The sequence below is a fragment of the Micromonospora sp. NPDC047738 genome, from assembly GCF_040642675.1.
Lineage (GTDB): Bacteria > Actinomycetota > Actinomycetes > Mycobacteriales > Micromonosporaceae > Micromonospora.
On sequence record NZ_JBEYSO010000004.1, the window covers coordinates 402260 to 421454 of the forward strand.

Below are 19195 nucleotides of genomic sequence, written 5' to 3' on the forward strand. Positions count from 1 at the left end.
CGCCGCGATCTCCCGGCTCACCTGCCGGGCAGCGGCGGCGAGCTGGGTGTCGGTGACCAGCCGGGTCAGGACGTCGGCGCTGATCCCACCGGCCGGCGCGGCGAGGCCGGCGCCCCGGTTCGCCGCCAGGGTAGCGTTGTACCGGCGGTCGCCCGGACCGGTGGTGGCGAGTTGCGGCACCCCGGCGACCAGCGCGCCGAGCACGCTGCCCGCGCCGCCGTGGTGGACCAGCGCCGCGCTGGCCGGCAGGGCGGCGTTGAGCGGGATCCAGTCGACGGTACGGACGTTGGCCGGCAACGCCGAGCGGGCCAGCCGCCAGTGCGGCCGGACCAGGACGAACTCGGCGTCCACCCGGTCGGCGGCGGCGACCACGGCGCGCATCGGGCCCGCCCGCCGGGACCGGCCACGGTGCTCCGACTCACCAGCACCCGCGGCCGCTTCCCCGGCTCCCGCAACCAGGCCGGCAGCTCACCGCCGCCGTACGGCTCGTACCGCATCGGCCAGCCGTCCTGGGTCACCACACTGGGTGGGGCGACGGCGATCGCTCCGGCGGGTGGCGGGATCGCGGCGACATGGTGCCGGGGTAGCGCCCGGGTGAGGCGTTCCGCGGTGACCCGGACCAGCTCGCGCCCGTCGAACAGCGAGTTCTCGTGGCGTACCGCCGGGACGCCGACCCGGGCGGCCGCGAGCGCGCCGGCCGCCGCGAACGGCTCGTACATCACCACGTCGGGGACCATTCCCGGGCCAAGGCGACCAGGCCGTCGGCCAGTTCGTCGTTGACCTGTCCGAAGAGGAGGGCGGCGCCGCGGGTGCCGGCCGTACCGACCAGCTCGGCCCGCGCGATCAGCGGATGCCGCAGCAGGACGCCGCGGGCGATCCGGCCGAAGTCGAACGCCGGCGCGACGTCGTGGACCGGCAGGCCAGACCGGGCCGCCGCAAGGCCGTCGGCCGCCGTGCCGACCAGCACCTCGTGCCCGGCGTCGCGCATGGCGAGGGCGAGCGGCAGCAGCGGGAACACGTGTCCGATCAGGGGCGCGGACGCCACCAGCACACGCATGCCCGATCTTAGGCCGGGTCCACCGTCCGGTGGGGACACCGGCGGGGCTCAGCCGGCCGCGCCGCCCCGCGCGTCCCGGGAAAGGGTGCGGCTACGGCCGCGGAACTCGGCGACCACCTCGTCGTCCCGCCAGACCGTGACGTCGTAGATGCCGCTGCGGCCGTAGCGGACCCGCTGGGTGGCCCGAGCCTCCAGCAGGTCGCCCTCGCGCACCGGCCGAAGGAAGCTGATCTCGCCGCCGGCGGCCACCGTGGCCGGGCCGTGGCTGTTGCAGGCCAGCGCGAACGCGGTGTCGGCGAGCAGGAAGACGAAGCCGCCGTGACCGATCGCGTGGCCGTTCAGCATGGCCGCGGTGACCCGCATCCGGGCCACCGCCGCGCCGTCGCCGGCCGAGACCAGCTCGATGCCGAGCCCCTTGGAGGCCACGTCGGCGTCGAACATGTCGTGGGCCGCGGTGCGGCCGTCGTGCTCCCCCACCTCAACGCCCCCGCCGCTGGTCGACGATCCGGCGCATCTTGCCCATCGACCGTTCCACCCCGTCGGGCTCGACTACCCGCACCGCCACGCTCACCCCGATCGTGTCCTTGACCTGCTGCACCAGGGCCGCCCCGGCCCGCTCCGCCTCGTCGGCCGGCACCCCGGCCCGCCGCTCCACCTTGACGGTGAGGGTGTCCATCCGGCCCTGCCGGTCCAGCACGCACTGGAAGTGCGGCGACAGCGCGGGCGTACGCAGGATCAGCTCCTCGATCTGCGTGGGGAACACGTTCACCCCGCGGACGATCATCATGTCGTCGGTCCGGCCGGTGATCTTCTCGATCCGCCGCATCGTCCGGGCGGTGCCGGGCAGCAGCCGGGTCAGGTCGCGGGTGCGGTAGCGGACCACCGGCATGGCCTCCTTGGTGAGCGAGGTGAGCACCAGCTCCCCCTGCTCGCCGTCGGGCAGCACCTCGCCGCTGACCGGGTCGATGACCTCCGGGTAGAAGTGGTCCTCCCACAGGTGCAGGCCGTCCTTGGTCTCCACGCACTCGACGGCCACCCCGGGCCCCATCACCTCGGACAGGCCGTAGATGTCGACCGCGTGCATGTCGAGCCGCTGCTCCATCTCCCGGCGCATGTCCTCGGTCCACGGCTCGGCGCCGAAGATGCCGACCTGCAGCGAGGTGGACCTCGGGTCGACGCCCTGGCGTTCCATCTCGTCCACGATCGCCAGCAGGTAGCTGGGGGTGACCATGATGACCTCCGGCTCGAAGTCGCGGATCAGCATCACCTGCCGCTCGGTCATCCCGCCGGAGACCGGGATGACCGTACAGCCCAGCTCCTCGGCGCCGTAGTGCGCGCCGAGCCCCCCGGTGAAGAGCCCGTACCCGTAGGCGACGTGCACCCGGTCGCCGGGGCGTCCACCGGCGGCCCGGATGGAGCGGGCCATCAGCTTCGCCCATGTGCTGACGTCGTCGCGGGTGTAGCCGACCACGGTGGGGCGGCCGGTGGTGCCGGAGGAGGCGTGCAGCCGGGCGATCCGCTCCCGGGGCACCGCGAACATCCCGAACGGGTAGTTCTCCCGCAGCTCGGCCTTCCCGGTGAACGGGAAGCGGGCCAGGTCGGCCAGCTCGCGCAGGTCGTCCGGGTGGACCCCGGCCGCATCGAAGGCCCGGCGGTAGTGCGGCACGTTGTCGTACGCGTGCCGCAGCGACCAGCGCAGCCGGTCCAACTGCACCGCCCGCAGCTCGTCCACGGACACCCGCTCGACGGGTTCCAGCTCCTCCGGACGAGGGGTGCGGTCCTGCACGGTTGCCTCCTGCGCGACAAGCCCGACGCCGCCGCGCGCCGGGCGATGCCGCACACCGTACGCCCGTACCGTGGGTCCTGCCAGGTCAGGGCCTGCGGGAGGACCGGTCAGGGGAGGCGGCCGGCCCCGTTATGCTCGGCACCGGTGACACGACCACCCGAACGCCGCGTCGACCCGGACGTCGACCTGCGCGTACCCGCCGACCGGGGGGAGCTGACCGCCCACCCGGCCGCGGTGCTCGGCGTCATCGCAGCTGGGGGCGTGCTCGGCGCGCTGGCCCGGGCGGGCCTCCAGACGGCCTTCCCGCACCCGCCCACCGGCTTTCCGTGGGCCACCTTCGGCGTCAACGTCACCGGCTGCCTGCTGATCGGCGTGCTGATGGCGGTGATCTCCGCCCGTCCGGCCAGCCCGCTGGTCCGGCCGTTCCTCGGCGTCGGGGTGCTCGGCGGTTACACCACGTTCTCCACCTACGTGGTGGACGCGCAGCGGGCGGTGGCCGCCGGGGCGCCGGGCACCGCGCTCGCGTACCTGGCGGCGACCCTGGTCGGGGCGCTCCTGGCCGTCTGGCTCGGGGACGCGCTGGCCGGCCGGGTGCTGGCCCGGGCCGGTGACCGGGGGTCCCGATGACCGTGCTGCTGATCGCGATCGGGGCCGCGCTCGGCGCCCCGCTACGCTACCTGACCGACCGGGCGGTGCAGGCCCGGCACGACTCCCCCTTCCCGTGGGGCACGCTGACCGTCAATGTGTTCGGGTCGCTGCTGCTCGGCGCGGTGGTGGCGGTGCCGGCGGACCCGGCGGTGGCCGCGCTGATCGGTACCGGCTTCTGCGGCGCGCTGACCACGTGGTCCACGCTCAGCTACGAGACACTGCGGCTGACCCGAAAGGGCGCCCGCCTGCACGCCGTGGCGAACGTGCTGGCCAGCGTGGTCGCCGGGCTGGCTGCGGCCACCCTGGGGTACGCGCTCGCCCGCGCGTTGACCGGCTGACCTCTACCGGAGGCACGGCCGCGCCTCGCCCGACGGGGCGGTCGACCCGTTCTCCCGCGCAAAGGTGCGCGGCGTCGCGCCGCTGCGCGCCGAGGTGGCCCGGCCGTGGAGCCACCGCTACCTGCGCGAGCAGGTAGGCGAGAACCCCTGGCTCGGGCACAGCTTTCGGGCCCGGGCCCTGGCCATGGACTCGTGGGACGGCTTCACGCTCGTCCCGCCGACGCGTACCTTCACCGAGGAGTTGGCCCTGCCCACCGGCGTCGTGGTCCGGCACGTGCGCGGCGGCACGCCGCGCACGACGAGCCGGTGCGGCTGGCCGAGGCGCGAACCGCGCTGGCCGGTTGACCGCCACCAGGCCGCACGGGGCCGCGCGACGCAGCCGTCCGTCCTATCCTCGGTCGATGCGGGACCGCCGGGTGATTCTGTTGTGGACCGGGTTCGCGTTGGCCGCCGTGGTCTCCGTCGGGCTGGTGGCACGACGCCCGGACCACCTCTCCGACCTGCACATCTACTACGGGGCGCTGACAGACCTGCGGGCCGGGCGGCCGCTGTACGGGTACGTCGCGGAGAACGGGGGCCCGTTCACCTATCCCCCGTTCGCGGCGCTCGTGCTCGCGCCGATCACCGTGCTCCCGGAGCCCGCGCTGGGCGTGCTCTGGCTGCTGCTGACGGTCGTGGCCGTGGTCGCCATCGCCGTACCGGTCGGTGGGGTGCTGGCGCCCGAGCGGTGCCGACGGCCGCTGGCCGTGGCCGCGGTCGCCACGGCGCTGATGCTCTCCGCGCCGGTGCAGAGCAACCTGCGCTTCGGCCAGGTGAGCATCTTCATCGTGCTGCTGGCCCTGCTGGACGGCATGGGGGTGGTTCCGCCCCGCTGGCGCGGCGTGCTGGTCGGGTTGGCCGCGGCGATCAAGCTGACCCCGCTGCTCTTCGTGGCGTACTTCCTGGTCAGTGGCCGCTACCGGGACGCCGGTCGGGCGGCGGCTGCGTTCCTGGTGGCGGCGGGGGTCGCCGCGGCGGTGTTACCGGCGGAGAGCTGGACCTACTGGACCGGGACGGTGCTGCAGACCTCCCGGATCGGCGACCTCGCGTCGCTGGGCAACCAGTCGCTGCACGGGACGCTGCTCCGCGTCGGCGTCGCCCCGGCCACCCTGCCGCTGCTCTGGGCCGCGCTGGTGGGCGTCATCTGCGCGGTGGCGCTGCTGCGGGCCCGGCAGCTCACCGGGCTCGGCCGGCCGGGGCACGCCGCCGTGCTGGTCGGCTGCGCCACCGTGGCCGCCTCCCCGGTGTCCTGGACCCACCACCAGATCTGGCCGGTGCTGGCCGCCATGCTGCTGGTCGGCGCGTCCGGGGTGGCCCGCCGGGTGGCCGGCGCCGCCCTGCTGGTGGCCATGGTGGTATCCCTCGGCGCGGCGCTGGGCCCGGTGTCCGCCAGGCCCGGCGTGCAGTTCCTACTGGAGAACGCCCGGGCGCTCGGCGTCGGCGCGCTCTGCCTCGTCGGGTTCGGCGGCGTCGCGGTCACCGCCACCCGGGCACACCGCCGGGCCACCGCCGGCCGGGCCTGGCTGCGGGTGGGCGTGGCCGCCGCCGCGGCGCTGGCGTTCTTCGCCGTGCAGCCGCTCCCGGCCGGCGCGGACCCCACGTTCAAGGCGTACGCCCTCGACGACGTGGCGAACCCCCGCTACTTCTTCGTCTGCCGCGGGCCCGCCGAGTGCGCCGCGTATGGCGGGGACGCGGCGGTCTCCTTCGGCACGGCCGTCGAGCCGACGAAGGTCCGGGTCAACGGGGTGGTCTCCGAGCAGGTGGCCCGGTTGGCCTACTACTCGGCGCCGGGCGGGGCACCCCGGGCCATCCCATTGCTCGACGCCTACCCAGGGTCCCGGATCTTCTCGTTCCGCGCCGCGACCATGACGCACGGCCGGCTGGTCGCGTACGCGGCCGACGGCCGCCCGATCGCCACCTACGACGACGAGCTGGCGGCGGCGTTCCGCGCGCACCGCTGACTCCGGCCGGCGGCCGGTCAGCGGGCCCGGCGCTCCGGATGGGCCCGGTTCCAGGCCCGCATCCGTTCGGGGTAGCCGGTGCGGGCCGCCTCGTACAGCGGGATCGCGTGCCGCTGGGCGATCTTCCCGGCGGCCCGGGGCGAGCCGGTGCGGCGGCGGATCCACTCGCCGTCGTGCGCGATGGCGACCACCGTGGTGTCGGTGGCGGTGGTCTCGGGCTCCAGGTAGAACTCCACCCCGCGGCGGCTGGTCACGAAGGCCTCCAGCGCGGCCAGGTCCTCCGCGGTGGCCTCGCGGTCGAGCTTGGTCGGGGTCGTCCGGTCGGCGCCCCGTCGGCTGAACCAGCCCATGCCCGCCTCCTCTCCTCGGCGTCGCTCCCAGTGCAGCAACATCACCTGGCAGGTGGCTGGGAACGCCGTGGGAGTCCGCTGACGGCCGTGATCACCCGGTTCCTGTCGGGTCCGGCCCGTCCGGGCACCGCGACAGGCCGTGGCCCGGGTCGATCAGCCTGGCCGGGCGGGGTCGATCAGCCTTGGCCGGGCGGGGTCGATCAGCCTTGGCCGGGCGGGGTCGCCGGAGCCGGCGGGCGGAGCACCGGGACCAGCGCCAGGGTGGGCAGCAGCAGGAGTGGCACGACACCGAGGGCATGCAGGATGCCCAGGTGGTCGCCGAGGAAGCCGAGCAGCGGCGGCCCACCCAGGAAGGCGGTGTAGCCGATCACGGCGACCACGCTGACCCGGGCCGGCGCCCGGTCCTCGTCGTCGGCGGCGGCGCTCATCCCGACCGGGAAGCCGAGCGACGCCCCGATCCCCCAGAGCGCCACGCCGACCACGGCGAGCGGCCCGGAGCCGGCCAGCACGGCCAGGGCGGCGCCGACGACGGCCAGCCCGATGGTGCCGAACAGCACCGCCACCCGCCCCCACCGGTCGATGGCGATCGTGCCGGCGGTCCGGCCGATCGTCATGCCGACCACGAACACGCCGAAGACGACGGCGCCGACCGCCTCGCTGACGCCGTACCCGTCAACGAATGCCACCGCCAGCCAGTCGTTGGCGCTGCCCTCGGTGAATGCCATGACCAGCACCAGCAGGCCGATGAGCAGAGTGCGTGGCTCCCGCCAGGTGGCCAGTAGCGCCCGGCGCCGGGCCGCCGGGTCCGCCGTACCCTCCGCCTCCGCGGGGGCCGGCAGGAAGGCGCGGGCGCCGAGCAGCGCGCCGACCAGGACCACGACCGCGAGCGCGGGCAGGTGCACCCCCACCGGTACGCCCAGCCGGGCCGCCCCGGCACCGATCCCGGCCCCGGCCACCGAGCCGAGGCTCCACGCGGCATGGAACCGGGGCATGATGGTCCGGCCGAGGCGCTTCTCCACCGCCGCACCCTCGACGTTCATCGCCACGTCCCAGGTGCCGGAGCCGTAGCCGAAGGCGAAGAGGCCCACGGCAACCCCCATCACCGACCCGGCCAGGCCGGCGGAGAGGCCGGCGACGACCGTGCCGAACGCGACGAGCAGGACCGAGGCCGCCACCGTGCGGGCTGGTCCGAGCCGTTGGGTGACCAGCCCGGCGGCCGGCATCGCCAGCACCGCGCCGGCCGACAAGGCCATCAGCAGCAGGCCGAGCCGCCCGGCGCTGAGCTCGAGCGACTCGCGGACCGCGGGCACCCGGGAGAACCAGGTGCCCACCGCGAGCCCGTTGAGGGCGAACACGACCGCCACCCCGGTCCGGGCGGCCAGGACCGCCCGGGGCACGACCGGCCGGTCGACGCTCGACGCGTCGATGGTGCTGCTCACGCGATGTCTTCCTCTCCCCCGAGGGCTGCCCGCCGATCATCCCATACCTGGGAGCGCTCTCACGGCAAGCGCTATCACCCTTACGGGCGGTGGCCCGAAGGCGGCATGATGCCGACAGTGGCCGGCGCGGGGGGCGCGGCCGGTAAGGGAGGACGATGAATGGACACGCCGACGGCACGTCCCGCCACCCTCGACGACGTCGCCCGGGCGGCCGGGGTGTCGCGGGCCACCGCGTCCCGGGTGCTGGGCGGCTACGGGTTCGCCTCGCCGGCTGCCCGGGACCGGGTCACCGCCGCCGCCGACCGCCTCGGCTACGTGCCGAACACCACGGCCCGCGCGCTGGTCCGGGGTGCCGGGGTACGGCTGGTGGTGGCCGTTGCCGGCACCGACGCCGCGATCCTCGACGACCCGTACGTGGACCGGGTGGTGAGCGCCGCGGCCCGGCTCTGCGCCCCGCACGGGGTCGGGGTGGCGCTGGAGTGGCTGCCGCTGAGCGCCCCGGCCCGCCTGCGCCGGCTCGGCGACGACCGCAGCGTCTGCGGGGTGCTGCTGATCAACACGACCGAGCGGATGCTCGACGCGGTGCCCGCCACGCTCCGCGGCCGGGTCGCCTCGATCGGCATCGGTTCGGCGGCCGTTCCCTCCTTCGACGTGGACAACGCCGGGGGCGCCGACGCGGTGCTGCGCCACCTGCACGCCAGCGGTCGCCGCCGGATCGTCATGGTGACCGGCCCCCGCTGGCTCAGCTGTGCGGAGCGGTCGGTGACCGTGTACCAGGCGATGATGCGGTCGGCCGGGCTGCCGGTGCGCCTGGTGACCGGCGACTTCTCCGCTGCGCGGGGCGGCCGGGCGGCGGTGGAGGCGCTCACCCGCTGGCCGGACACCGACGCGATCTACGCGGCCAGCGACACCACCGCGCTGGGCGCGATCGCCGCGCTGCGCGGGCGCGGGGTCCGGGTGCCGCACGACGTGGCGGTGGCCGGCTTCGACGACATCCCGTACGCGGCGGTCAGCAGCCCGGCGTTGACCACCGCAACCCACCCGGTCGCGGGGATCGCCACGGCGGCGGCCGCGGCGGTGCTGGAGGCCCGGCGGGTGCCGCTGGTCACCGCGTTTCCGTCGACGCTGGTCGCCCGGGAGAGCGCCTGACCCGGCTGCCGGTCCGGGCCGACGCGCCCGCCGGGAGGGGGTGGTCCGGCGGGCGCGGGTGGCCCGGCGGTTGAGCCGGCACCAGCCGGGTATGCGCCGCCGGACCGACCGACGAAGGGGCGAGCATTGACCGAGCCCGCGCCGCCGCACCGGCAGCCCGAGGAGGGGCACCGGCACGGCCGGTTGACCGCCCGACCGGCCGCGGTGACCGCGCCCGGGCCGACCGGGCTGACCTCGGTCCCCGATCCGGAGGGCGGGACGCCGGCCCTGCGGTACGTCCCGGCCGACGGCGTCGGACCGTACCGGGTGATGGTGCTGCTGCACGGCGCCGGCGGGTCGGCCCGGCAGGGGCTGGACCTGCTGCTCCCGCTGGCCGACGCGCACCGGCTGCTGCTGGTCGCGCCGCAGGCCACCGCGAGCAGCTGGGACCTGATCGCCGAGGGGTACGGCCCGGACGTCCGCCGGATCGACGCGCTGCTGGGCGCGGTCCTCGCGGCGTACCCGGTGGCCGGGGTGACTCTGGGTGGCTTCTCCGACGGGGCGTCGTACGCCCTCTCGCTGGGCCTGACCAACGGCGACCTGGTCGACGCGATCGTGGCCTTCTCCCCCGGGTTCGCCGCGCCGCTGGTCACCCACGGCCGGCCGCGGGTGTTCGTCTCGCACGGCACCTACGACCGGGTGCTGCCGGTGGACGTGTGCAGCCGACGGCTGGTCCCCCGCCTGCACAGCCTCGGCTACCCGGCCGAGTACGCCGAGTTCTCCGGCGGCCACGAGGTGCCGGCGGAGATCCGGCAGCGGGCGGTGGACTGGCTGGTCGGCTGAAACGACCCGTCGGGAGACCTCGCGGCTCCGAGGATCCCGACGGTCTCTGGTCCGGGGTCAGTGCGGGGGTCCGGCGACCGCCGTGTCGACCCGGGTGAGCACCGACGCGTCGTCGTCGGCGCCGACCCCGCGCAACAGGTCGATCGCGGTGGCCCGGACCTGGCCGATGATCATGGCGAGGGGCAGCGTCTGGCCCGGGGTGAAGAGCCGTCCGGCCGCCCGGACCGCCTCCAGCGCGGCGACGTCCGCCCGCTCGGCGTGCCGGTCGGCGATCTCGTCCTGCCCGGTCAGGTCGGCGGCGAGCGCGGCCCCGGCCGAGCGGACCGCCTCGGCCAGGGTCCGCACGGCGGCGCCCAGTTCGGGTGGCACCGGCGCCGGGCCCCGGGTGAGGGTCACCGCGGCGCGGGCCAGCACCCGCACGTTGCGGACCGCGTAGTCGATCTGCCGGATCGAGCTCTGCACCGAGCGCAGCCGCCCGAGGTGCTGGCGGCGGCGTACGTGGAGCCAGAGCGCCTCGCCGGCGGCCTGCACCGCCCCGCGCAGCCGTTCCACCCCGGCGTCGGCGTGCCGGGCCCGCTCCAGCGCGGCCAGCGCCGCCTCGTCGTCGGTCCGGTCGAGCGCTGTCGCGATCTCGTCGAGCACCCCGGCCAGCTCCTCGAACGTCTGCCGGAACTCGGCGACCAGCGGGGCGAGCGGGCGTCGGGCGTCGATGAGCAGGCTCGCCACGATGGCCACCCCACCCCCGATCAGCGCGTCGACGAACCGGAACGGGACCAGCGTCTCGGTGGGCGGCGCCACGACCACCAGGTAGAGGGCGGAGACGGCGGCCTGCACCACGGTGACCGAACTGGCGCCGACCGCCACCGCGAGGGCCACGGTGAGCAGGATGACGGTGAAGACGGTCCAGCTGGTGTGCGGGCCGAGCGCCTGCACGACCAGGTCGGCGACGAGCACCCCGGCGGCCACCCCGAGCACCACCTCGACGGCCCGGCGCAGCCGTTGGCCACGGGCCTGGCCGAGCACGATCAGGGCGGCGGCCGGTGCGAAGAACGGCTGCGGGTGGCCGACCAGCCGGGTGGCAAGGATCCAGGCGACGGTGGCGGCGAGGGTCGCCTCGACCACCGGCAGCCAGCCCCGCCGCAGCCGCCCCGCGGCCTCCCGGACGGCTGCTCGGGGTCGCGGCGTGGCGTCAGACCCGCGGAGCCGGAGTGCTCCGGCCCTGCCCCACCGCACCATCGTCGCCTCCCGTCGCCGCCTGGACCCACCTATGGTGCGCCGCGACCGCCCCGGCCGCAGCGGCCCGGCTCACCCTTGAACGCCGCCGGCGAGTGGCCTCTTTCACGGACAGCGTGGCGGTTCCGCGCGGAGCAGCCACGCTCTCCGTGAACCTGCGCCCGAGGCGGGAGGCGAGAGGTCAGGGGGTTGGGCGGGGGTATTCGGGGGAGGCCAGGAAGCGAGCGAGCACGTCGGCCGTGCCGGGCGTGTACGGGCTGCCGTCCAGGACCTCCGCCGGGGCGGTGAAGACGAGCGCGGCGCCCTCGCCGAGCACCACGTCCTCCTGCCCGGCGGTGGTCTCGCCGTGGAAGTAGTGCTTGATCCGCCCGATCTCGGGCAACTCCTGGGTGGCGAAGGGCCGCAGCGAGCGCGCCGGCCGCAGGCCGGACTCCTCCCACAGCTCGCGCAGCGCCGTCTCCTCGATGGTCTCGCCCCGCTCCCAGTGCCCGCCGGGCAGGCCCCACACGTTCGGGTGGTGCGGGGCGTGCGCGTCGCGGAGTTGCAGCAGCAGCCGGCCGGCGCGGTCGACCAGCAGGACACAGGCGATCGGGTGCATCCGGCCAACCTAGTACGCCGCGCCCGGCCGCTCACTCCCCCGTGGATTCGGCGTACTCGGTGAGGACGGCGTCGAGCATGTGCCGGGCCTCGGCGGCGCGGACCGGATCGGGGTTGTCGAGGGTGATGAGGGCCTTCCAGAGCACCCACCCGCGCCCCCGGGCCCAGGTCGCCTCGTCCACGCCCAGCATCGCGCGGAACGCCGCCCGGCTCGGGCCCTCCAGCAGCGTCCAGGCGATGGCCAGGTCGCAGGCGGGATCACCCATCCCGCAGCAGCCGAAGTCGATGACCGCGGCGAGCCGGCCGGCGCGGACCAGCAGATTGCCCCAGGCGACGTCGCCGTGGAACCAGACCGGCGGCCCGGTCCAGGTGGACCGCAGCGCGGTGGTCCAGATCCGGTTGACGGTGTCGGTCGGGATCCGGTCGCCGAGCAGCCCGACCGCCCGCCGGGTCTCACCGTCGTAGGTGGCCAGCGGGGCACCCCGGAACGCGCTGTGCGCGCCGGCCGGCGGACCACCCGCCGGCTCGGTGCGGTGCAGTGCGGCGAGGAACCCCGCGAGGTCGGTGGCGAACCGGACCGGGTCGCCGATCCGCTCGGCGGCGGCGGTCTCGCCGTCGATCCAGCGGCACACCGACCACGGGAACGGGTAGCCCTCGCCGGGCTTCCCCTCGGCCAGCGGGGTGGGCACCGCCAGCGGCAACCGGCGCGCGAGGACCGGCAGCCACCGCTGCTCCTTCCGCACCTGCGGCACGTACCCCTCGGCGCTGGGCAGGCGCACCGTCATCGCATCGCCCAGGTGGAAGGTCCGGTTGTCCCAGCCACCGACCGCGACCGGCCGCACCGAAAGGTCGGCCCAGCGCGGAAACTGGCTGGCGACCAGCCGGCGGACCAGCGCCACGTCGATCGTGGGGACGGCGGGTCGCATCGCCGTCGGGTCCGTGGTCTCGTCCTGCCGCGCCATCCCGGCCATGATCACGGCCACCACCGGACGCGGCAACCGATTTCCGCCGGGAGCACCGTTCGAAGGCCTCCCATCCCCGGCGCTCGCCCGGACCGTCCAGTCGGAAAAGGATCACTGCGAAAGCAGTGCAATGGTCAAACCTCCAGAATATCGATCGCCCGACTTTTGCGGGTCGGCCGAATGGGAGCAGCGACCGGTAAGATCGGCGACAGGCTTGTGACTGATCGCTGACTGCTGGATGTGATAGCGATCACACAGACTGTGTTCATGAATAGGAGACTCCACCGCGGCCGGGCATTCCGCCTTGCGGTGTGTCTCGCCCTCGTGGCGGCGTTGAGCGGCTGCATGCAGCTCAACCTCGGGCTGACCGTGAACGCGGACGACACGGTCACCGGCCAGCTCCTGGTGACCGCCGACAAATCCCTGCTCAGGGACCGGAACCCGGATGTCGAGGCGGCCTTCACCGACATGCGCCGGCAGCTGCCCACGCTGCCCGCCGGAGACGAGAGCCGCTACGAGGACGCCCGGTTCTACGGCGTGCAGGTCGTGTACCGGAAAAAGCCGCTGTCGCAATTCACCAGCGACAGCGTGAAACTGGTCCGCGCCGGCGACCGCTACCGCTTCTCGTTTCCGCTGGACCCGGAGAAATACGCCGGGAAGATCCCCGAACGGGATCCGCGGAATCGGCAGCTGTTCGTGCGGTTGATGTCGTTCGAGATATCGGTGACCTTCCCGGGCCGGGTGCTCACCTCCAACGGCACGGTCACCGGCCGGTCGGTGACCTGGAAGGTGGACGCCAACCAGCCCAAGCCGGCGGAGCTGGTCGCCGAGGCGGAGGCGCCCGCGAGGCCGTCGGCCACCGGCGCCGCCGAGCCGGCCTCCGGCGGCGGCTTCCCCTGGCTCCTGCTCGTCGGCGGGGTGGTCGTCCTGCTGCTGGTCGCCGGGGTCGTCGTACTTCTGCTCCGCCGCACCCGCGGCCCGGCCCCCACCGCCACCACCCCCGCGCCGGCGTCCCCGACCGACCATCCGGGGCCGGTCTGATCCGGCGCGACACCGCCACCCGGGCGGCCCCGGCCCGGACGGACCTGGCCGCCGCACCACCCACCCCGACCCGCACCACCGCACCATCCGAAGGGAGATCGCCGTGAACGATCTCTTCACCTTTGCCGCCCTGGGCACCCTGACCGGTGCCAGCGCCGCCACCCTGCTGGCCGCCAACGTCATCGGCGGTCTGATCGGCCCGAGCGGCGACAAGGCACGCAAGTGGATCGCGCTGGGCATCGCCCTCGCGCTGTCGTACGTCGCCGCGGCGTTCGCCGACGCCGGCCCGGAGAAGTGGATCGTCGCGTTCTTCAACGGGCTGGTCATCTTCTCCGCCGCGCTCGGCGTCAACCAGCTGCCGCCCGGCAACCGGCAGGCGACCAGCGCGTCGCCGACCCAGCTCGCGCAGGGACGCGAGCCCCGCTACATCCGCTCGTGGGTCTGAAGGAGGTGGCCTCGATGGTCTTCGGCATCGTCAGCGCCGCCGTCCACATCGTCCTCGGCGCCCTGCTCGGCCAGTGGGCCGGCGGCACCCTCGGCCTGGTGATCGGCGCGGTGGTGGGGCTGCTCGTCGGCGCGCCCTTCGGCTGGGCGGTCGCCGCCGCCGGCAGCTACGGGACGGACCCGAAGGGGATCTTCCTCTTCGTGGTCGACCACACCTGGAGCCTGCTCAACACCGTGGTCGGGGCGGTCTACCTGGCCCTGCACCTGGTCTTCGGGCACCAGCTCGACCGGGTGGTCTCCGCCGCCAGCGGCCGGGTCAACGTGGTCGAGGGGGTCTCGCCCCGGTACGCCACCACCATCGGCACCGTCTGCGCCGGGTCCAGCCCGGGCATCCAGCGGCACGAGGACGTGCACATCCTGCAGGCCCGGCTGCTCGGCCCGCTCTACCTGCCGCTGGTGGTGCTCAACTACGCGCTGTTCACCATCGCCCCGGTGTGGCTGCTCTGGCACGACCACACCAACGCACCGATCAACCGGTTCACCCGGTACTTCGAGATCGGCGTCTACCCGCACGTGTGGAACGAGGCCATCGCGTACCGGATCCAGGGGACCCCGCCGCGATGACCGGCGTGATCGAGGCGGCCGTCGCGGACCTCGCGGCCTGGCTGACCGGGGCGGCGGGCGACCCCGTCCCGGTCGGCCCGCCCGGCGACGACCCGGCGGACGGGCTGACCGTCTGGCCGCTGGAGCTGCGGCCGGCGCGGCAGACCGTGGGCAGCGGCGGGGCCCGCGAGCCGTACCGGTTCGTGGTCCGGCTGCTGGTCAGCGGCGCCGGGCCGGCCGCGCTCCCCGCGCTGGACCGGGTGCTCGCCGCCGCCGCGACGGCCGGCACGCCGGAGGTGGTGCTGACTGCCGGCGATCCCGCCCTGTGGCGGGCCTTCGGCGTGGCGCCCCGGCCGGCGCTGCTGGTCGACGTGCCCGCGCAGATCGTCCGGCCGCGGCCGCCCGCACCGCCCGTGCGGCACCCGCTGCGGCTGCGCCAGCTGGACATGCTCACCCTCGACGGCCGGGTGGTCGGGCCGGAGCGGCAGCCGCTCGCCGCCATGCGGGTCGAGGTGGTCGGCACCCCGTACGCCACGCAGACCGACCACGCCGGCCGGTTCCGGCTGGTCGGTGTCCCGCACGACCCCGACGCCCCCGGCCGGCCGGTCCGGGTCCGCCTGATCGGCCGGGGCCGCACCCTCACCGCCGACCTCGACCCCGGCGACCCCGACCTCGTCATCGTCTGCGCCCCCGACTGAGCCGTCTGGCAAGGAGGACCCGATGCCCACCTACTTCTCCCCCGGCATCTACGTCGAGGAGGTCCCCAGCGGTGCCCGCCCGATCGGCCCGGTCGGCACCAGCACCGCCGCCTTCGTCGGGGTCGCGCCGAACCGCACGGCCCATGTCGACCAGGCGCTCGCGGTGAATAGCTGGTCGGAGTTCCTCCGGCTGTACGCCGACGGCGAGGACCTGGCGAGCACGGACCTCGCCCGGGCGGTGTTCGGCTTCCTCGACAACGGCGGCACCCGCTGCTGGGTGGTCAACGTCGGCGAGGGCGGCCAGCTCACCGGCACCGGCGGGCGGCGCAGCGGCCTGCAACTGCTGGAGGCCGTCGACGAGATCTCCATCCTCGCCGCCCCCGGCTACCACGACCCGGTGTCCCACGAGGCGCTGATCAGCATGGCGGAGCGGCTGCGCACCATGCTGGCGATCTGCGATCCGCCGCCGGACGTGGACGACGTGTCCGCGCTGACCCGGGTCGCCACGCCCGGCAAGCCGCCCGGCAAGCCCACCGACGGCCCGCCGAAACCCAACGACGACGGCCCGGGCGCGTACCGGCCCCGGCAGTCGGACTTCGCCACCTTCTACTTCCCGTGGATCCGGGTACGCGACCCGCTCAGCGGCGAGCTCGCGCTCACCCCGCCCAGCGGGCACGTGGCCGGCATCTGGGCCCGCACCGACGCGCTGCGCGGCGTGCACAAGGCCCCGGCCAACGAGCCGGTACGCGGCGCCGTCGACCTGGCCTGCCTGGTCACCCGCCCCGAGCACGACGTGCTCAACCCCAAGGGCGTCAACGTGATCCGCTACTTCGCCGGCGAGGGCATCCGGCTGTGGGGCGCCCGTACGCTCGCGGCCGAGGCCAGCGAGTGGCGCTACCTCAACGTCCGGCGGCTCTCCATCGCCATCGAGCAGGCCATCGCCAACGGCACCCGGTGGATGGTCTTCGAGCCGAACGACTACACGCTCTGGCGCTCGATCCGGCGCGACATCGGCGCGTTCCTCACCCGGGTCTGGCGCGACGGCGCACTGCTCGGGCGTACGCCGGAGGAGGCGTTCTTCGTCAAGTGCGACGAGGAGACCAACCCGGCCGACGTCCGCGACGCCGGCATGGTCGTGGCGCACATCGGCATCGCGGTGGTCAAGCCCGCGGAGTTCGTGGTGTTCAAGCTGAGCCAGTGGGCCGGCGGCACCGAGACCGAGACGATCGGAGGCTGACATGCCGACCACGGCCACCCCGCAGCCTGGCGCCCCCGTCGACCCCTACCGGGCGTACCACTTCAAGCTGCTGATCAACGGGATCACCAACGGGCACTTCACCGAGGTCAGCGGCTTCGAGGTGAACATCCCGTCGTTGGCGTACCGGGAGGCCGGCAACGAGCGGATCCGGGCCGTCCCCGGGCAGGTCGAGTACGCCCCGGTCACCCTCCGCTTCGGGCTCACCTCGTCGCGGGAGCTGTGGGACTGGGTGAACGCGGCGGCGAAGGGGACGGTGAGCCGGCGCAACGTCTCGGTGGTGCTGCTCGACCCGGCCGGCACCGCCGAGGTGCTGCGCTGGAACATGATCAACGCGTGGCCCACCCGGTGGCGGGGCGCCCACCTGAACACCCTCGCCCAGGAGATCGCCATCGAGGCGCTGACCCTGGCGTACGAGGGACTGGAACTGGAGTCCGGCAGTGCGGCCGCCCCGACCACCCCGTGACTGGCTGGCCCGGGCGCTGCGCGTAGCGGCCGACCGCCTCTCTGCCCCGCCCCGCCTCGCCGAGGCGGCGGCCCGCACCGCGTCCCGCCGCCCCGGCGAGCCCCCCGAGCACTGGCTACGCCTCGTCACCGCCCACGCCCCCGGCCTCCTCCACGACCTCCCCCCTGCCCCCCTCCCCCCTGTTGATCAAGGAGTTTCGGTCGGATCCGCAGCGTCCGGCGACGCAAACCTCTTGATCGACGGGCCGGAGGGCGGGGCGGGTGCGGGCGGGGCGCCGGGAGAGGGCGGGTGGGACGGTGGGTCGGAGCGCCGGGGGGCCCGGCCGATGGTCGGGACTGGGGGCGGGTGGCGGCGGCCGGTGCGGTCCGGGCGCGACGTCTGGCACCGGTGGAGGCGTCCCGACGCGGACTCGACGGCCGGGCCGGTCCGGCCGGGCCTGGGCACGGCGTCCGGCCAGCACGATGACGGGGAACGGCTGGCTCCTGCCGGTGGCTCGCAGCTCCGCGCCGAGACCGCCGGGCAGCAGGGGTCCCCGTTCGGCCACCGCGGCGACACAGCCGGGACGGCCTCGGGTAACCGGTCCGACCCGGCGCCCACCGGCTCCCCGGACCACACCGAGTGGACGACTGGCGAGCGGGGGGCAGGCGCCACCGCCGGGACCAGCCGTGGCGCCGGACCGGACGAGCAATCCGCCACGGTAGGCGGCACCCACCCGGGCCGTGCCCGGCAGATCCGGCCCCGCCCCGGCGAGCGCACCACCCGGACCGGGCCCGGCGAGCTCACCGCCCCGACCGGGCCCGGCGAGCTCACCACCCCGACCGGGGCCAGCGAGCTCACCACCCCGACCGGGCCCGGCCTGAGCCCCAGCCTGAGCGCCGGGCCCCCGACGATCACCGGGTGGCCCGGCCACGGTGACGGCCCGACCGTTGCCGGGTACCGCGACGGGCCCGCGCCCGGGGCGGACCGGGGGACCGACGGGAATGCGCCTGATGCCGTACCGCCACCGTGCGACGGTGGACCGCTCGGCGTGGACCGCGCCGATCCCGTTCGGGTCGCGGGCCTTCGGGTGCGTCTGTCGTCGCTAGGGGGACAACAGATGCACCCGAACCGCGGCGCGGGCCGGACGGCAGCGGGGATCGACGGCTCCGGCGCGGCGAGCGGACCGGCGGCGGCCGCTCCCGAGTGGAGCGAGCAGGCCTCGGCGTCCGCCGCCCGGCAACGGCCGCCGCACGCCGCCGCCGGGCCGTGGCCGGCGCTGCCCGAGGAGACCCGGAGCACACCCCCCGCCGGGCCCCCCGGCGCCGTACCCGATGGCCGGGGCCGGCGGGACCCGTGGCCGGCGCTGCCCGACGACCGGGAGCTGTGGCTGCCGGCGGCCATCACGGTCGACGCCGCGCGGCTGCGCCGGCTGGACCGGGAACAGGCAGGTTCCTGATGGAACGTGTGGCCTTCCTCGTGGACGAATCCGGCGCCCGGGTGGACTGCCTGCTCAACCCGGAGACCGTGCAGGTCACCCGGCTGGCCGGGGTACGCCCGCGGGGCACCGCCGACGGCCGGCTCACCGGGGCCGGCCTGGCCGACGACCCGCTGCTGTTCACCGGCGGCGGGCGCACCGAACTGGTGCTGGACCTGCTCTTCGACACCGACCTCGTCGAGTCCCAGGCACGCCCCGAGGACGTCCGCACGCTCACCCGTCCGCTGTGGATGCTGGCGGAGAACTCGGCCACCGAGCACGGCTGGCTGCGCCCCCCGCTGGTGCGGCTGGTGTGGGGCAAGACCTGGAACGTGCCCGGAGTCATCGTGGCGATCGCGGAACGCTTCGACGCGTTCGCCCTCACCGGCACGCCCCGCCGCTCCTGGCTGCGGTTGAAGCTGGTCCGGGTGGCCGAGTCCGCCGAGGCCGCCCAGGCGGGCTTCGAGGAGGAGCTCGCCGCGGCGAGCACCCCGTTGCCGCCCGGGTCGGCGGTGGTCGCCGCGGCGGACGGCGCGGCCGAGCCGGGCTGGTCCGGGGTGCGCTTCGACCTGCTCGCCCACGACGCGCTCGGGTCGCCGCTGCGCTGGCGGCTGCTCGCCGAGCACAACCGGATCAGCGACCCGCTGACCGTGCCGGCCGGCACGGCGCTGGCCGTGCCGCCAGCCACCCCGACGGTCGCGACGCCGGCCGACGGCGGGACGGGAGGGACCACACCGTGACCGCACCGCAGCCCGCCGGCACGAACGAACGCCGCGCCGTTTCCGCACCCCGGCTCACCGGCCCGGTCGGACGCCACGGCCCGAGGGAACGCGGCGACGCGAGGGGTGGTGCGG

21 protein-coding genes and 2 pseudogenes are annotated in these 19195 nt (G+C 75.3%); 13 read left to right on the forward strand and 10 right to left on the reverse strand.

Features of this window, described 5'->3' with window-relative positions; genetic code table 11:
• Positions 1–24: 24 nt before the first annotated feature.
• From ABZ783_RS10055 to paaK, 5 genes and pseudogenes are all read right to left on the reverse strand, one after another.
• Positions 25–381, reverse strand: a pseudogene (locus ABZ783_RS10055) (nucleotide disphospho-sugar-binding domain-containing protein); the annotation flags it as partial.
• Positions 382–476: 95 nt separating this feature from the next.
• Positions 477–737, reverse strand: a pseudogene (locus ABZ783_RS10060) (glycosyltransferase); the annotation flags it as partial.
• Complete coding sequence (locus ABZ783_RS10065; RefSeq protein ID WP_357435898.1) at positions 719–1057, reverse strand: hypothetical protein; 339 nt, start codon at positions 1055–1057, stop codon at positions 719–721. The gene ABZ783_RS10065 and the pseudogene ABZ783_RS10060, both read right to left, overlap by 19 nt.
• A gap of 48 nt (positions 1058–1105) precedes the next feature.
• Positions 1106–1498, reverse strand: a complete 393-nt coding sequence (gene paaI, locus ABZ783_RS10070; protein ID WP_357435982.1) for a hydroxyphenylacetyl-CoA thioesterase PaaI — start codon at positions 1496–1498, stop codon at positions 1106–1108.
• Positions 1499–1535: 37 nt separating this feature from the next.
• Positions 1536–2843 carry a phenylacetate--CoA ligase PaaK gene (gene paaK, locus ABZ783_RS10075; protein WP_357435899.1) on the reverse strand — a complete coding sequence of 436 codons (1308 nt, stop codon included), beginning with the start codon at positions 2841–2843 and terminating at the stop codon, positions 1536–1538.
• 144 nt (positions 2844–2987) lie between these two features.
• On the opposite strand from paaK, the gene ABZ783_RS10080 reads away from it, so the two are divergent.
• The 3 genes from ABZ783_RS10080 to ABZ783_RS10090 all read left to right on the forward strand — a co-directional run bounded on the left by ABZ783_RS10080 (position 2988) and on the right by ABZ783_RS10090 (position 5829).
• On the forward strand, positions 2988–3470 hold the full coding sequence (locus ABZ783_RS10080) for a CrcB family protein (RefSeq protein WP_357435900.1): 483 nt from the start codon (positions 2988–2990) through the stop codon (positions 3468–3470).
• Positions 3467–3829 carry a fluoride efflux transporter CrcB gene (gene crcB / locus ABZ783_RS10085; protein WP_357435901.1) on the forward strand — a complete coding sequence of 121 codons (363 nt, stop codon included), beginning with the start codon at positions 3467–3469 and terminating at the stop codon, positions 3827–3829. The genes ABZ783_RS10080 and crcB overlap by 4 nt, the downstream gene beginning before the upstream one ends.
• A 401-nt stretch (positions 3830–4230) precedes the next feature.
• Positions 4231–5829, forward strand: a complete 1599-nt coding sequence (locus ABZ783_RS10090) for a glycosyltransferase 87 family protein (RefSeq protein WP_357435902.1) — start codon at positions 4231–4233, stop codon at positions 5827–5829.
• 17 nt (positions 5830–5846) lie between these two features.
• Here ABZ783_RS10090 and ABZ783_RS10095 read toward each other — a convergent pair whose 3' ends face one another.
• Together ABZ783_RS10095 and ABZ783_RS10100 are read right to left on the reverse strand one after the other, a co-directional pair.
• Complete coding sequence (locus ABZ783_RS10095) at positions 5847–6179, reverse strand: hypothetical protein (protein WP_357435903.1); 333 nt, start codon at positions 6177–6179, stop codon at positions 5847–5849.
• Positions 6180–6379: 200 nt separating this feature from the next.
• Positions 6380–7618, reverse strand: a complete 1239-nt coding sequence (locus ABZ783_RS10100; RefSeq protein WP_357435904.1) for an MFS transporter — start codon at positions 7616–7618, stop codon at positions 6380–6382.
• 159 nt (positions 7619–7777) lie between these two features.
• Between ABZ783_RS10100 and ABZ783_RS10105 the strand changes: the two genes are divergently transcribed.
• Positions 7778–8767 carry a LacI family DNA-binding transcriptional regulator gene (locus ABZ783_RS10105; RefSeq protein WP_357435905.1) on the forward strand — a complete coding sequence of 330 codons (990 nt, stop codon included), beginning with the start codon at positions 7778–7780 and terminating at the stop codon, positions 8765–8767.
• 126 nt (positions 8768–8893) lie between these two features.
• Positions 8894–9589 carry a phospholipase gene (locus ABZ783_RS10110; RefSeq protein WP_357435906.1) on the forward strand — a complete coding sequence of 232 codons (696 nt, stop codon included), beginning with the start codon at positions 8894–8896 and terminating at the stop codon, positions 9587–9589.
• A gap of 57 nt (positions 9590–9646) precedes the next feature.
• On the opposite strand, the gene ABZ783_RS10115 is transcribed toward ABZ783_RS10110, so the two are convergent.
• The 3 genes from ABZ783_RS10115 to ABZ783_RS10125 form a co-directional block, all read right to left on the reverse strand.
• Complete coding sequence (locus ABZ783_RS10115) at positions 9647–10711, reverse strand: FUSC family protein (protein ID WP_357435907.1); 1065 nt, start codon at positions 10709–10711, stop codon at positions 9647–9649.
• Between the two features lie 292 nt (positions 10712–11003).
• Positions 11004–11420, reverse strand: coding sequence for an NUDIX domain-containing protein (locus ABZ783_RS10120; RefSeq protein ID WP_357435908.1), 417 nt, complete (start codon positions 11418–11420; stop codon positions 11004–11006).
• A gap of 31 nt (positions 11421–11451) precedes the next feature.
• Positions 11452–12381, reverse strand: a complete 930-nt coding sequence (locus ABZ783_RS10125) for an aminoglycoside phosphotransferase family protein (RefSeq protein ID WP_357435909.1) — start codon at positions 12379–12381, stop codon at positions 11452–11454.
• A 267-nt stretch (positions 12382–12648) separates the two neighbouring features.
• On the opposite strand from ABZ783_RS10125, the gene ABZ783_RS10130 reads away from it, so the two are divergent.
• The 8 genes from ABZ783_RS10130 to ABZ783_RS10165 all read left to right on the forward strand — a co-directional run bounded on the left by ABZ783_RS10130 (position 12649) and on the right by ABZ783_RS10165 (position 19081).
• On the forward strand, positions 12649–13422 hold the full coding sequence (locus tag ABZ783_RS10130) for a DUF3153 domain-containing protein (protein WP_357435910.1): 774 nt from the start codon (positions 12649–12651) through the stop codon (positions 13420–13422).
• A 103-nt stretch (positions 13423–13525) separates the two neighbouring features.
• Positions 13526–13867, forward strand: a complete 342-nt coding sequence (locus tag ABZ783_RS10135; protein ID WP_357435911.1) for a hypothetical protein — start codon at positions 13526–13528, stop codon at positions 13865–13867.
• Positions 13858–14490 (forward strand): glycine zipper family protein, encoded by a 633-nt coding sequence (locus ABZ783_RS10140; RefSeq protein WP_357435912.1) that lies wholly within the window; start codon positions 13858–13860, stop codon positions 14488–14490. Before ABZ783_RS10135 ends, ABZ783_RS10140 begins: the two co-directional genes overlap by 10 nt.
• Positions 14487–15167, forward strand: a complete 681-nt coding sequence (locus ABZ783_RS10145; protein ID WP_357435914.1) for a carboxypeptidase regulatory-like domain-containing protein — start codon at positions 14487–14489, stop codon at positions 15165–15167. Before ABZ783_RS10140 ends, ABZ783_RS10145 begins: the two co-directional genes overlap by 4 nt.
• 22 nt (positions 15168–15189) lie before the next feature.
• Entirely contained in the window at positions 15190–16404 is a 1215-nt protein-coding gene (locus ABZ783_RS10150; protein ID WP_357435915.1) for a phage tail sheath subtilisin-like domain-containing protein, read from the forward strand.
• Between the two features lies 1 nt (position 16405).
• Positions 16406–16888: a phage tail protein gene (locus tag ABZ783_RS10155; protein WP_148801047.1), complete on the forward strand. Its 483-nt coding sequence runs from the start codon at positions 16406–16408 to the stop codon at positions 16886–16888.
• A gap of 1096 nt (positions 16889–17984) precedes the next feature.
• Positions 17985–18323, forward strand: a complete 339-nt coding sequence (locus ABZ783_RS10160; protein ID WP_357435916.1) for a hypothetical protein — start codon at positions 17985–17987, stop codon at positions 18321–18323.
• Positions 18323–19081, forward strand: a complete 759-nt coding sequence (locus ABZ783_RS10165; RefSeq protein WP_357435917.1) for a hypothetical protein — start codon at positions 18323–18325, stop codon at positions 19079–19081. Before ABZ783_RS10160 ends, ABZ783_RS10165 begins: the two co-directional genes overlap by 1 nt.
• Positions 19082–19195 lie beyond the last annotated feature (114 nt).

Coding starts and splice junctions, on each gene's coding strand:
- ABZ783_RS10065 (WP_357435898.1), bottom strand. CDS start 1,057: ATGCGTGTGCTGGTGGCGTCCGCGCCCCTGATCGGACACGTGTTCCCG.
- paaI (WP_357435982.1), bottom strand. CDS start 1,498: ATGTTCGACGCCGACGTGGCCTCCAAGGGGCTCGGCATCGAGCTGGTC.
- crcB (WP_357435901.1), top strand. CDS start 3,467: ATGACCGTGCTGCTGATCGCGATCGGGGCCGCGCTCGGCGCCCCGCTA.
- ABZ783_RS10090 (WP_357435902.1), top strand. CDS start 4,231: ATGCGGGACCGCCGGGTGATTCTGTTGTGGACCGGGTTCGCGTTGGCC.
- ABZ783_RS10095 (WP_357435903.1), bottom strand. CDS start 6,179: ATGGGCTGGTTCAGCCGACGGGGCGCCGACCGGACGACCCCGACCAAG.
- ABZ783_RS10105 (WP_357435905.1), top strand. CDS start 7,778: ATGGACACGCCGACGGCACGTCCCGCCACCCTCGACGACGTCGCCCGG.
- ABZ783_RS10120 (WP_357435908.1), bottom strand. CDS start 11,420: ATGCACCCGATCGCCTGTGTCCTGCTGGTCGACCGCGCCGGCCGGCTG.
- ABZ783_RS10125 (WP_357435909.1), bottom strand. CDS start 12,381: ATGGCGCGGCAGGACGAGACCACGGACCCGACGGCGATGCGACCCGCC.
- ABZ783_RS10130 (WP_357435910.1), top strand. CDS start 12,649: ATGAATAGGAGACTCCACCGCGGCCGGGCATTCCGCCTTGCGGTGTGT.
- ABZ783_RS10145 (WP_357435914.1), top strand. CDS start 14,487: ATGACCGGCGTGATCGAGGCGGCCGTCGCGGACCTCGCGGCCTGGCTG.
- ABZ783_RS10150 (WP_357435915.1), top strand. CDS start 15,190: ATGCCCACCTACTTCTCCCCCGGCATCTACGTCGAGGAGGTCCCCAGC.
- ABZ783_RS10155 (WP_148801047.1), top strand. CDS start 16,406: ATGCCGACCACGGCCACCCCGCAGCCTGGCGCCCCCGTCGACCCCTAC.
- ABZ783_RS10160 (WP_357435916.1), top strand. CDS start 17,985: ATGCACCCGAACCGCGGCGCGGGCCGGACGGCAGCGGGGATCGACGGC.
- ABZ783_RS10165 (WP_357435917.1), top strand. CDS start 18,323: ATGGAACGTGTGGCCTTCCTCGTGGACGAATCCGGCGCCCGGGTGGAC.